The organism is Bradyrhizobium sp. FW305-F6 (assembly GCF_058782905.1).
In genome coordinates this window covers 1,571,402-1,583,706 of the sequence record NZ_JBYSYD010000002.1, presented here as the reverse complement: position 1 = coordinate 1,583,706, position 12,305 = coordinate 1,571,402, and the positions used below count along the sequence as shown (strand labels likewise).

14 protein-coding genes are annotated in these 12,305 nt (G+C 64.3%); 8 read left to right on the top strand and 6 right to left on the bottom strand.

Translation table 11 applies throughout. The annotated features are described in order from the left end of the window. The first annotated feature begins 62 nt into the window (after positions 1-62). Positions 63-1,313 (top strand): styrene monooxygenase subunit StyA, encoded by a 1,251-nt coding sequence (gene styA / locus AC3WLX_RS18825; RefSeq protein WP_492337070.1) that lies wholly within the window; start codon positions 63-65, stop codon positions 1,311-1,313. A gap of 23 nt (positions 1,314-1,336) precedes the next feature. Then, positions 1,337-1,822, top strand: coding sequence for a styrene monooxygenase NADH-dependent flavin reductase subunit StyB (styB, locus tag AC3WLX_RS18820; protein WP_492337069.1), 486 nt, complete (start codon positions 1,337-1,339; stop codon positions 1,820-1,822). 25 nt (positions 1,823-1,847) lie between these two features. Here styB and AC3WLX_RS18815 read toward each other — a convergent pair whose 3' ends face one another. From AC3WLX_RS18815 to AC3WLX_RS18805, 3 genes are all read right to left on the bottom strand, one after another. Further along, a complete protein-coding gene (locus tag AC3WLX_RS18815; RefSeq protein ID WP_492337068.1) occupies positions 1,848-2,531 on the bottom strand; it encodes a class I SAM-dependent methyltransferase in 684 nt (227 codons plus the stop codon). A gap of 25 nt (positions 2,532-2,556) precedes the next feature. Continuing rightward, positions 2,557-3,015: an Rrf2 family transcriptional regulator gene (locus tag AC3WLX_RS18810; protein WP_492337067.1), complete on the bottom strand. Its 459-nt coding sequence runs from the start codon at positions 3,013-3,015 to the stop codon at positions 2,557-2,559. 110 nt (positions 3,016-3,125) lie between these two features. Then, on the bottom strand, positions 3,126-4,064 hold the full coding sequence (locus tag AC3WLX_RS18805) for an acetamidase/formamidase family protein (RefSeq protein WP_492337066.1): 939 nt from the start codon (positions 4,062-4,064) through the stop codon (positions 3,126-3,128). Between the two features lie 181 nt (positions 4,065-4,245). Between AC3WLX_RS18805 and AC3WLX_RS18800 the strand changes: the two genes are divergently transcribed. The 6 genes from AC3WLX_RS18800 (at position 4,246) to AC3WLX_RS18775 (ending at position 8,769) form a co-directional block, all read left to right on the top strand. After that, positions 4,246-4,638 (top strand): transposase, encoded by a 393-nt coding sequence (locus AC3WLX_RS18800; protein ID WP_492337065.1) that lies wholly within the window; start codon positions 4,246-4,248, stop codon positions 4,636-4,638. A gap of 307 nt (positions 4,639-4,945) precedes the next feature. Beyond that, positions 4,946-5,989, top strand: coding sequence for an ABC transporter substrate-binding protein (locus AC3WLX_RS18795; RefSeq protein ID WP_492337064.1), 1,044 nt, complete (start codon positions 4,946-4,948; stop codon positions 5,987-5,989). Next, on the top strand, positions 5,986-6,813 hold the full coding sequence (locus tag AC3WLX_RS18790; RefSeq protein ID WP_492337063.1) for an ABC transporter ATP-binding protein: 828 nt from the start codon (positions 5,986-5,988) through the stop codon (positions 6,811-6,813). The genes AC3WLX_RS18795 and AC3WLX_RS18790 overlap by 4 nt, the downstream gene beginning before the upstream one ends. Further along, entirely contained in the window at positions 6,810-7,661 is an 852-nt protein-coding gene (locus AC3WLX_RS18785; RefSeq protein ID WP_492337062.1) for an ABC transporter permease, read from the top strand. Before AC3WLX_RS18790 ends, AC3WLX_RS18785 begins: the two co-directional genes overlap by 4 nt. Positions 7,662-7,704: 43 nt before the next feature. Beyond that, positions 7,705-8,628, top strand: a complete 924-nt coding sequence (locus tag AC3WLX_RS18780; RefSeq protein WP_492337061.1) for an acetamidase/formamidase family protein — start codon at positions 7,705-7,707, stop codon at positions 8,626-8,628. 3 nt (positions 8,629-8,631) lie between these two features. Beyond that, complete coding sequence (locus AC3WLX_RS18775; RefSeq protein ID WP_492337060.1) at positions 8,632-8,769, top strand: hypothetical protein; 138 nt, start codon at positions 8,632-8,634, stop codon at positions 8,767-8,769. Between the two features lie 130 nt (positions 8,770-8,899). On the opposite strand, the gene AC3WLX_RS18770 is transcribed toward AC3WLX_RS18775, so the two are convergent. The 3 genes from AC3WLX_RS18770 to AC3WLX_RS18760 all read right to left on the bottom strand — a co-directional run bounded on the left by AC3WLX_RS18770 (position 8,900) and on the right by AC3WLX_RS18760 (position 12,254). Then, positions 8,900-9,946, bottom strand: coding sequence for a transglycosylase (locus AC3WLX_RS18770; RefSeq protein WP_492337059.1), 1,047 nt, complete (start codon positions 9,944-9,946; stop codon positions 8,900-8,902). Between the two features lie 416 nt (positions 9,947-10,362). Further along, on the bottom strand, positions 10,363-10,686 hold the full coding sequence (locus AC3WLX_RS18765; protein ID WP_291630130.1) for a DUF3325 domain-containing protein: 324 nt from the start codon (positions 10,684-10,686) through the stop codon (positions 10,363-10,365). Beyond that, positions 10,683-12,254, bottom strand: coding sequence for a PepSY-associated TM helix domain-containing protein (locus AC3WLX_RS18760; RefSeq protein ID WP_492337319.1), 1,572 nt, complete (start codon positions 12,252-12,254; stop codon positions 10,683-10,685). The genes AC3WLX_RS18765 and AC3WLX_RS18760 overlap by 4 nt, the downstream gene beginning before the upstream one ends. Positions 12,255-12,305: the final 51 nt, after the last annotated feature.

The window sequence follows — 12,305 nt, the reverse complement described above, 5'->3', positions numbered from 1 at the left end:
CATGGCGGGCAACATGTCGGGCCGCTAGGTTCCCTCAAAACAAGCAATCGGGAGGGAGTCACGTGGCACGCAACGTCGGAATCGTCGGCGCCGGTATCGCCGGCCTGCATCTCGCGCTCTACCTGCAAAAGCATGGCGTGGACGCCACGGTCATCACCGACCGTCCGCCCGAGGACTACCGCGACATGCGGCTGCTCAACACGGTCGCGCATCACCACGTGACGCTCGCGCGCGAGGACTATCTCGGCGTCAATCACTGGCCCGATCGGAAAGACCACTACTACTACCACGACCACGTCTTCAATTTTCCGCAGCCTCTGAGCTTTCGGGGCGATTTCTCCAAGCCGAGCCGCGCGGTCGACTACCGGATCTATCTGCCGGCCTTGATGCAGGACTTCACCGATCGCGGCGGCAGGATCGAGTATCGGCGCATCGAGGAGCGCGATATCCGTCCCCTGGTGGCGCGGTTCGATCTGCTGGTCGTCTCGACCGGCAAGGGCCCGCTCGGTCAGCTCTTCTCTTATCGGCCCGAGCACACGCCCTATTCGCAGCCGCAACGGCGGCTCTGCGTCGGGCTCTATACCGGCGTGCGGCAGCCCGACCCCATGAACGTCACGCTGTCGGTCTCTCCCGGGCATGGCGAGATGATCGTCATCCCGACCGTCACCTTCGGAGGCATCGCCAATGCGCTGCTGATGGAGAACGTGCCCGGCGGCGACATGGAGGAACTCGCGGCGCTGAGCTACGACGACAACCCGAAGCACTTCCTGAACGTATTGCTGGGCAAGCTGGAGAGGCATCACCCGACCACTTACGACCGCATCGATACCGCGCGCTTCGATCTCGCGCAGCCGCAGGATCTGCTGCAAGGCGGCGTGGTGCCGACGGTGCGCAACACGGTGGTCGAGTTCGACGACGGCAAATGCGCGATCGCGCTCGGCGACGTCCATGCCGTCGTCGATCCCATGATGGGGCAGGGCGCCAACGTCGCCTCCTACGCGGCCTTCGTGCTCGGCGAGGAGATCGTCAACGCCGACGCGCTCGACGCGCGCCTGTGCGAGACGATCGACCTGAAGCGGCAGGATCGCGTGCTGGCGGCCTCGCGCTGGACCAACGTGATGCTGCAGCCGCCGAGCGAAGCGCTCGGCATGCTGATCGGCGCGATGAGCCAGAATCCGGCGCTGGCGAACGAATTCACCGAGAATTTCAACTACCCGGACCGGCAATGGGACCGCATCTCCTCGCCGCAGCGCATCCACGCCTGGATCGAGCGGATGTCGGCGCCGCCTGAGCCGGTCAGGGCCATTGCGTGAGAGCGATGCGAGCGGGAGGCGACATGCAGCGCGCCAATCCTGCCTCCTTCCGCGAGGCGGCCTCGCGCTTTGCCACCGGTGTCGCGGTGCTGACCGCGCTCGACGAGCACGGCCGTGTCTGCGGCATGACGGCGAACAGCTTCGTCACCGTCAGCCTGTCGCCGCCGACCGTGCTGGTCTCGGTCATGCCCGGCCGCATGCATCGCGCGATCTCGGCGACCGGGCGTTATTGCGTCAACGTCCTGCCCGACCATGGCCGGGACCTCTCACGGCACTTCGCGAGCCAGCCGAACACCGGCGCCACGCCGGACTACGACATCGTCGACGGCCTGCCGCGTCTGAAGGGCTGCATCGCCTGGTTCGCATGCGAGGTGACACGTCAAATCGACGTCAGCGACCACACGCTGATCATTGCGGAAGTGTCGGCCTGCGATCATCGCGACACCACGCCGCTGGTGTTCTTCTCCAGCCGCTACCATCTCGGTCCGGGCCTGCCGGTGGATCGGTGACGCCCGCGCGCCGTTTCGCGTGCGCTCAGGCGTAGGCCACCCAGCCGCGGAAGGCGAATCCGGCATAGAACAGCGTCGGGTCGGAAAAGCCGGCCTCGCGCAGGATCGCCTCGTCCTGCGCGGGTGCCAGAATACGCAGATGGTTGGTGACGGCATTCTTGGCAGCCGCCGCCTGCTCGGATTCGACGCCGGAGGCTGCCAGGAATGCGGAGTACCGCGACAGCCATCGCGGGCGCTCCTCATCGCCGTCCGGCGCGCTCAGATGCGCGATCACGAACGGTGCGCCCGGCTTCAGGCGGCGGCGAACCTCGGATGCAATGCGGCGGCGTTCGGCGACATCGACGAAGTGCAGGGTCAAGAGGCAGGTGGCCCCGTCGAACGGTCCTTCCGGGGCATCTTCGATATAGCCTTCGTGAAGGCGTGCACGCGGGGCCAACTCTCCCAGGGTCTGCCCGGCCAACGCCAGCATCGCCGCGGACGGGTCGACGCCGTCGAAGCGCCAGGTGGGATGCGCCAGCGCAAACGTCCTCAGTTCCAAACCGCCGCCGGCGCCAAGGACAAGGATCTGCGCATCGTCGCGCGCGCGCTCGGCCAGAAGAATTGCCGCCATGGCCTGCATGGACTCATACCCCGGCACGAAGCGCCGCGGCCCATCTGTGTATCTCGCCACGAATTGCGGATCAGAGAATGCAGTTTGAATGTCGGTCATGATGGTGTCCTGTGACTGGAACTGTTCACGCGCGATGCGCGCTGATGTCCTGGATCTTGCGAGACCCGAGCCGCTTGCGCAGGTCCTCGCCCAGCATCGCCAACGTCACCTCGCCGAGGCGCCGCAGCAGAAGCGCCTCAGCATCGTGAAAGGCCTGGTCGAGCGCGGCATTGACGGCCTGCTCGACGAGGCAGCCGGGCGACTCCGTCCGGTTGCCCATCGCCAGCAACGACGGGCTGCCGAGCGCGGCATAGACGTCGCGCAGCGTCACCTTCGAGAGGTCGCAGGCGAGCGTCCAGCCGCCGCCATGCCCCTTCTCGGAGCGCACGTAATCAAGCTCGCGCAGCCCGGCCATGATGCGCCGGATCACGACGGGGTTGGTGTCCATCGCTTTGGCCAGAGTCTCGGACGTGAAGGGCCCAGGCTGCTGCGCCATGTGCAGCAGCACATGGAGCACGCCGGACAGGCGGCTGTCGCGTTTCATGTAACTTTACATGTTACATATCTGAGCGAAGGTCAAGCCCCTGGCGACGCAGGGCGAGGCCACTGGCGATAGCCGTGCTCGAAGATTGACTTCGGTGCCTGGGCGGGCCGCTACAGCAGCGCCTTCGGCAACAGCATATGGATGCCCTTGTTGCCGTCGACGAGTTGCGTGACACGCAGATTGCCGGCCAGCGAACACAACATGTAAGCCTCGTTGCGCGTTCGGTTCGTCCGTGCGCAGACATGCTTGACCATTTCCCGGACCGCTTGCTTGGCGGCATCGTCGAGATCCTCGTCGAGGCCGATCGACATGAGATGCGTCGCGCTCTCGGCAAAGGGCCATTTGATGTCCATGTCCTTGCGCACGGTCAGGCGGAACGTCCCGGTCACGCCGGTCTCGAGCGCGGTAATGCAGACTTCGCCGTCGCCCTGCACGCCGTGGCCGTCGCCGGCGAAAAACAATGCCCCCTCGTTGAACACCGGCAGATACAGCGTCGTGCCGGCCCGCAGCTCCTTGTTGTCCATGTTGCCGCCGAACGCGCGCGGGACGGGGGAGCCGCAGCGGCCCCAGCTCGGTGGCGGGGCAGTGGCGATGATGCCGAAAAAGGGAGCGAGCGGGATCTCCGTGCCCCACGGCATGATGCAGACGTCGCGCTTGCGGTCGATCCTGGGATGGATCGTTTCATAATCCGTGAACTCGTCCGGCAGCGTTCCGAGCAGAGGAAGGACCGACACGAAGCCCCAGTCCTGGCGCACCTTCACGTCGAGGATGTCGACCTGGAGCGTATCGCCGACATTGGCACCGTGCACATAGACGGGCCCGGTGATGAAGTGAGGCCCCGGCCCGGGCTGCATGGTATTCAGGGCGAGCAGATAGTCTTCGGGGATCAAAGACCGATCGTCCGGCAGCGTTTCCTTTCCTCCGGCCGGGAAGCTGTGCAATGTCACGCTGTCGCCGGAACTGACCTCGAGCACAGGCGGCGTGCTGCAGTCCAAATAGCCCCACACCATGTTTTCGGGCGTCGCGGGTATCTCGTGTCGGCGCTGCATTGGACAACTCCAGGCGTAGCTGTTCGGGCGGTTTTGGGCTCCAAGAGCAACTCGCCCGGATCGCCACGGCTGCGACCGGCAAAATCGTTCTCGGATATTCTAGGCGCCGGCGATCCTTTGGTTATACTGGCCTCAGGCCCGGCGCGGGGCCGGCGTTCAAGCCTCTGCAAATGACGGGCCGATGGAGAGAACGATGAGGCGATCCCGATTCACCGAGAGTGAGATCATTCATCTCCTCGCCGAGGCGAGTTCCGGGGTGTCCATTGCAGAAATCTGCAAGGCCGCCGGCATCACGGAGCGTACCTTCTACCGGTGGCGTCGCAACTTCGGCACGCTCGATGTTCCCGCCGTCCAGCGGATGAACGATCTCAAATCGGAAAATCTGCGTTTGCGTGGGCTGGTCAATAATCTCTTCGAGCTTCTGCGCAAGGCGGAGGGCGGCGCCAGGAAGGACGAGGTTCCTTTGCAATCCCCGGCGATGCCGCGCGAGCCGACCCGGGCGAGCCGCATCGCGGCCGAAAAATGCGGTGGGGCCTTGACTGGCCGCTTCTCGTCGGTGCGCGTGAACCCGTAGTCGCGAGCGGCGGTCGCTGACGGCGTGGCTATACGCTACGCGGCCTGCAAATCTTTTGTGCAGTCAAAATGTCAGAAATGACGAAAACCGTTCGCAGGCGGTGCTGAATTCGGCAGCGCGACGCGGCGGCAGGCAGCAAAGCCGCGTCTTCAGGCCATGCACCGGCACTCTGCGTCAATGGCGCGACATATTGAGGAGCCGCGCCAAATCGCAAGCAAATCGCGTCGCTTATTTCGGCTTGATGCGGACGGGTCGGCGCCTAGTCTTTTAGCCGCCCCGTCAGCATTTCCCTGGAGAAGTCAGCGCCATGACCGACCGTGTTCGTCCCGCTGCGCCGAGCAGCCGCGCGCTCAGCCGCCGCACCTTCCTTGCCGCCTCGTCCGTTGCCGCCGCCGGAATCGGCGCCGCGCCGCTGCTCGGATCCCGCATGGCCTCTGCCGCCGAGCTCAAGACCGTTCGCTTCAGCGAGGCCGTGCACAATCTGGGCTACATCAACCTCTACGTCGGCATGCATGCCGGCATCTTCAAGAAGAACGGTCTCGACATGAAGGTGACCGCCGCCGGCGGCGACACCCAGACCTTTGCGGCCGTGCTCGGCGGCTCCGCGGATTTCGCGATTGGCGATGCGACCATGGCGCAGATCTCCCGCGAGAACGGGGGCCCCGGCGTCGTGGTCGGTACGGTCGTGCAGCGCGCGCATTATTTCGGCGTGTCCAAGACGCTCAAGCCGATCACCGACCCGAAGGAGTTCAAGGGTCTCAAGATCGTCACGTCGCCCGAGCCCAACACCAATTTCAGCGTCACCAAGCGGATGCTGGAGAAAGCCGGCCTGAAGCTCGGCACCGACGCGACCATCGTTCCAGTCAATCCGGGCACCGAGATCGCGGCGATGCTGGCCGGGCAGGCCGACATGGCGGTCGCCTATCAACCGAGCGTCGCCGCCGCAGAGGCTCAAGGCGCCAAGGTCGTGTTCGACTTCTCGAACTATGTCGGGCCGTTCTGCAATACCGGCATCATGGTGCTGCCCTCGACGCTCCAGAAGGACCCTGCCATGGTGCAGGCGTTGGTCACGTCCTTCGAGGAGGCCTCGCGCAAGACCTACGCCGATCCCGCCTTCGCCAAGGAAGTCGCCCGCAAGGAATTCCCCGATCTTCCCGGCGACGTCGTCGACAAGGCGATCGACGCCGAGCTGAAATATCTCATCCCGGCGCAATCGGTCATTACCAAGCAGGATCAGTGGAAGAACCTGATGGACATGCAGATCTACCTCGGCAATGCCAAGGGATCAGTCCCGTTCGATCAGATCATCGACAACTCGTTTGCCGAAAAGGCGATTGCCAGCCTGAAATGAGCGTTGAGGCTGCCACACATTCAAGGCCTGGTGAGGGCGAGGCCGTGAACGGCACCGCTCTCCCGCTCGTCGTCGAGCACGTCGCGAAAAGCTACGACTTCAACGGGCAGGTCGTGCCGGTGATTGCCGATCTCAGCCTGACACTGCGCAAGGGTGAGATCATCAGCATCGTCGGTCCTTCCGGTTGCGGCAAGACCACATTGCTCAACACGCTCTGTGGTCTGCTGGCGCCCGATGCCGGCCGCATCCGCTGGCACGGTCGGCAGGTCGTTGGTCAGCCCCAGAACGTCGGCTACATGCTTCAAAAGGATCTCCTGTTCCCGTGGCGCACGGCGCTCGCCAACACCATGCTGGGCCTGGAGATCCGGGGTGTTCCTGCCGTCGAGGCCGAAGACCGCAGCCGGGCCATGCTCGACCAGCTTGGCCTGCATGGGTTTGCCGACCACTATCCCGCGACGTTGTCTGGCGGTATGCGGCAGCGGGTCGCGTTGGCGCGCACGCTGGTGAATGATCCCGACGTGCTGCTCCTGGACGAGCCCTTCGCCGCACTCGATTTCCAGACCAAGCTGCTCATCGAGAGCGACATGGTCAGTCTGGTCCGCAAAGGCGGGCGCTCGATGCTGCTCATCACCCACGACATCGAGGAGGCGGTTTCGATCGCGGATCGCGTCATCGTGCTGACGCGGCGGCCGACCGCGGTGAAGGCGGTTTACGAGATCGAGCTCGGCTCCGATCGCGCCGACGTCATCTCGCTGCGCGAAAACCCGGATTTCAGCCGCTACGTCCGGCGCATCTGGGCCGATCTCGACGTTGCGATCCAATGACGACGGATATCGAGACCAGCATGGTTGACGCGTCGAAGCCTGCCGGAAGCGTTCCGTCGCCGGTGGCCCGTGCAAAGTGGAAGCGCGCGCGCTTCGGCATCGCCGTGCTGGCGACTCAAATTCTCATTCTGATCGCTCTTCTCGTCCTGTGGGAACGCGCCACGCCGAAGGGCAGCCCGGCCGCCTTCATGTTCGGATCGCCGTCGGCGATCGCGGGCTTCCTGATGCAGATGGCGCAGGACGGCAGCCTGTGGCGTGATGCGGCGGTCACCGGCATGGAGACGCTGCTCGGCTTCTTCATGGGTAACCTGGTCGGTACCCTGCTCGGCTTGTCGCTCTGGTATTCGCGCTTCGTGTCCCGGGTGGTCGAACCGTTCGTCATCGCGCTCGGCTCGATTCCCATCATCGCGCTCGCGCCCATCGTGATCATCTGGTTCGGCACCGGGCTGGTCTCGAAAGTTGCAATGTCGACCCTGTCGGTGGTGATCGTCGCGCTGGTGACGTCCTACAAGGGAGCCGTCGGCGTCGACGGCGACCAGATCTATCTGATGAAGACGCTGGGCGCCTCGAAATTCCAGATCTTCCGGAAGCTCGTGATCCCGGCCTCGCTCACCGATATCTTCGCAGGGCTGAAGCTGACGGTCGGCTTCGCTCTGATCGGGGCCATCGTCGGCGAGTTCATGTCGTCGTCCGAGGGGCTGGGACACGCCATCTTCAAAGCCGGATCGCTCTACATCATCCCCAAGGTCTTTGCTGCGCTGGTCGTGACGATCGTGCTCGCGCTGGTTCTCACCTGGCTGGTCGGCAAGATCGAACGGCTGCTGATGCCTTGGCGCCGACAGGCCTGAGTTCCGCAACTGCCACATCCGCAAAATGTCCAGGGGAGAGACCATGTCCAAGCGCATCAGCAAGGCCGGCAACATCAAATACGCGCTGTCCGGCGACGACAAGTTCATCGCAAGCGTCGAGCCCGGCGAAACCTTCGTGGTGGAATGCGCCATCAATGCCAATGACGGCACCATACGTCATCTCGGACAGCAATTGACCGAAGCCGACGTGACGATGCCGTTCGTCAACGGTGCCACCGGACCGATCGAGGTGCGCGGCGCAAAGCCGGGCGACATGCTGCGTCTCGATGTCGTGAACATGGAACTGGACAAGCTCGGCTTCACGGCGCTCTGGCCGGGCATTGGGATGTTTCCCGATTGGGTCAGGCGCAAGGAATTCGGCATCCAGACACGCGTTGTCGAGGTCAAGGACGGCCACGTGCACTGGAACGAGCATCTGCGCCTGCCGGTCAAGCCGATGATCGGCGTGGCCGGTGTCGCCCCTGTGCACGGAGCGGTTCTCACCGTCGACAACGGGACGCATGGCGGCAACATGGACGTCCAGGAGATCACCACGGGCAACAGCATCTTCTTCCGCGTCAACAAGGACGGCGCGCATCTCTTCCTGGGCGACTGTCACGCCATCCAGGGCGACGGCGAATGCAACGGAATGGGCGCGATCGAGATCGCGGCCAATCTCACCGTCGAGGTCTCGCTGGCCAAGGCCCCCGCGAGGCTGAATCATCCGCGCATCGAGACCGCGACCCACATCTGCACGCTGGGCTGCGCTCGCCCGCTCGAAGACGCGATGCGGATCGCGTTCGAGGAGATGGTCTATTGGATGGAGGACGACTGGAAGATTCCGGCGCCCGAAGGCTACATGCTGCTGGGCCAGATCGCAGAAGCCCGCTGCACGCAGGTGGTCAATCCGAAGTACACCTACATCTGCAAGGTGGAGAGGAGCTTGCTGGAGCGGTACCACGGATAAGGCGTGGTGAAGATCAAGGTGAAGCCCGGCGCGGAAGCCGCCTTCGTCGACGCGCACCGGGACGGGAAGGCCAGATGGCCGGCCCGCAACGGCCGCGGCGTCACGGATGCCGTGTCGGGCGAGGCCGTGCTCGCGCTGTAGCAGGCGAGCGCCGGCCTGCGATGGCGAAACCCATCATGCCTCGCCACAGGCGGAGGGTTGATGGGTTCGCTGGCGCTCTGCCGATCTGCGAGCTATAGGCAACAAGCGTGGCGCGGCGCTGCCGACGAAGTTATTGGCTTGCCGCCGCCGCAGCCGTCGCCACATACTTCCCGTAGAATTCGGCGACCCGGCCGCGCCACATGCCGACGAACGCTTCTGACGTCACGTTGTCCACCGATTTCCAGCTGCGCTTGAAGGCCGGAAGCGTATTGCCCCAGATCGCGCGTTTGCACCACCTCTCACCCTTTTCCTTGCCTTCGCTGCTGGCGCACATCGATTTCCAGGCGAGGCGAGCGGGCTTGCTGATGTGCTCGGCAGCGCCTTCCCAGCCCTGCTGATGGATCAGGTAGAGATCGCTCATGTCCGGCTTGCGGCGCGTGATCCACTCGAACTGGACGCCTTCGGTGATGATCTTGTAGGCGGCCGCAACGGCGTTATCCCGCGGACTGCGGATCTCCCCGAAGCCGAACTTCCCGAACTCGTAATGGCTCAGCTGGAACAGCCCGATATACGACCCGGTGCGTTGATTGGGGTTGAAACCGGATTCGATCTTGGCAACCGCCATCATGAAATTGACATCGAGACCAAACGCATCGGCAGCGCGCTTGATCTCCTCGGTCGGTGTCCCCACCGGAATGTCCTTCAACGCACGCAAGACGATCTCCGCCGGTTTCTCGGCGGGCGGCAGTTCGGACCAGAGGTAGTAGATCAGATGACGGAAATCCTGCGTCGCCGCCGCTTTCGGAGCACCGCTCGACGGATCGCGTTCCGGCGGCAGCGATTGGACGACATCCTGTCCCAACGACGCCAATTTCGGCGCGGCGGGTTCATCGACGATCTCGGTTTCGGTGCGTAGCGGCGCCGAACCGGCCGACGTCACCGAGCCCAGCTCTGCTCTTTCCGCCCGAAGCGCTGCCGCAAGTCTGGCGGATGCCTCTGCGTACATGGCCTCCGTCACCAGGTTCGCGGAAGGCGCCATGCGCCCCGCAGCCGGTATGCTCGCTGTCGCTTCCGACATGAGATCCGGCAACGTCGCGGCCGGTCTGTTAGCGGCAGTCAGACAGACTCCCGCGGATGCGAGAACAGCCACAATGCAGCTGGTCTGCCAGGCCTTCATTGCCGGAAGGCCACGGATGGCTTCTGTACGAAGGCGGTTGGCATGGTTCTGCGGCCTCGTGGGTGACCACTCTTCGTAGAATCTTAAGGTTTAAATGTGGTGAAGGGGCGTGCGGGAGCCCAGCCAACTGATCCACCGAGGCGCGCAGCGGCGACGCGGTCGCCTCTGCGCGCTCCGCTTCGTCCGTCGTATACTGATCCCAAACCATTGCATGGCGTCTCGCCGCAGGTAAAAGTCGGTCGAGAACTGGTGGTAGGAATCGGTGTCGAACGCAGGCTGCCGTCGAGGCCTCTGCTCACGCCTTCGTTGACCACCCATTGTGCAACGGCCAGATGCTCGAGGACCAGGGCAACGGCCGCGGGATGACCGATGCCGTGTCGGGCGAGGTCGTGCTCGACATCTAAAGCATGATGCGATCAGGTTTGAAGGTCACCGGCGGCGCGCTGCCGCTTGCGCGGTGTGCGCGCAACTAGTCTGCCCCACCCGATCAGCGCACAAAACACGATGGCGGCAGCCATCGTGGTGTGACCGCTGAACATCACGAGACCCATGCCCCAGCTTCTTGCGGTCACGAGATTGGCGAGCGCAAGCAGCAGGACGCTCGCGCCAGCGGCCCGCAGGCAATGGGTCGTCACGGGCGGCAGCGCCTTTCCGAAAATATCGCGCTGCTGGCGGTGCGTGGCGAAAGCCAGCGCTCCAAAGCCCGCGAGGCAAAGCGCAAGAGCGACTAGATGGATCATTCTGCCGCACCGCTCGACGCAATGGCGATCGGCACCTGCGATTTCGGCTTGCGGTTCGACTGCCGGACGGCCTGATTCCTGGCGGTGCGAACGGCCAGGACGACGTGGAGCAGCGCGAGCGCCCAGCACATGATGTCGATGCCGGCGAACACCCAGTCGCCTTGCGCCAGGCTGTGCCACAGCGGCCGCTGCGTCGTCAGCGCGTTGAGGACGGGCAACAGGAATAGCAGCGCAGCCGCCGCCCATAATTGCTCGATCCAGGCCGTCTTGGCCGGACGCAGCAGGGCGTGCAGCAGCGTCAGAGTCCAGACTGCAAAGAATGCATGGATCTCCCAGTCGGCGCGGGCTTCCATCGGGTGCGGCAGGAGGCGGTTGGCCCACAGGAATGCCGTCATCGCGATAGACAGGCCGGCAACGCTCGCGATGTTCAGGCGTTCGACGAGGCGGAAGCCGAAATGCGGGCGCTCCGGATCGCGCAGCCGGCTGCGCCGCTTGACTGTCCACATCACGAGGCCGGTGCCCACCATGGCCGTGCCCATGAAACTGACGAAAAAATACAGCCATCGCGTTTGGGTGTCGCTGAAGCGCCCGAGATGGAGCGCGTAGAGCACTCCCCGGGTTTCGGCGGCGGCGCCGACGCTGTCGCGGACGTTCAGCAATTTGCCGGTGATGCCTTCGAACTCCATGTATTGTGGGCTCATCGAAACACGGCCCGCGTCTCCGCGCGACACCGCCACGCGTGCGGCGGCGTCGCCGGGATGAACGAAGGTCACGCGTCCGACATTACCCATGCCCCAGCGCTCCTGCGCGTGCCGCACCATGTCTTCGACCGACGCCAGCGGAGCCTTCTGCCCGCTGGGCTTGCCGGGCTGGATGAAGACGCTGAGCTCCGCAGTCATCTGCTGGCGCTCGGCCGGCGTCTTGAACGCCGCGTTCTCGCCCCAGGGCATGTAGAGCGCCATCAGTGTCACCAAGCCGGTATAGGTGATCATGAAATGGAACGGCAATCCGAACACTGACAGCGCGTTGTGCGCCTCCAGCCACGAGCGCTGGCCCTTGCCCCAGCGGAAGGTGAAGAAATCGACGAAGATCTTCTTGTGGGTGATGACGCCGCTGATGATGGCGACAAGCATGAACATCGCGGCGATGCCGGCGATCCATCGACCCCACACCACGGGCAGGTAGTGAAGCTGGAAGTGGAAGCGGAAGAAGAACTCGCCGCCCTGCGTCTCGCGCGCGGAGACTTTCTGACCGGTCGCGGGATCGAAATTGGCTTCGCCGAACGCACGCTGGCCCTGGCCACGCGTCCGCCAGAACGCATAGACGCTGTTGCTGCGGCCATCCGGCAGCCGGATGCTCCACTGCGAACTTCCGGCGGCGACGTTGCCGAGTTCATCGGCAACCCGCTGCGCCACTGCGGCCTGATCAGGAACTTGCGACAGCCGCGCCAATTCCGGCCGCGTCCACTGCGAAAGCTCGTCCTTGAAGTAGGACACCGTGCCCGTCAGGAACATTGCATAAAGCACCCAGCCGAGCAGCAGGCCCGCCCAGGTGTGCAGACCGGACATGCTTTGGCGGATACCGCGGCCCGCCGTCTGCGCTTCCTTGTCGGCTTTCAC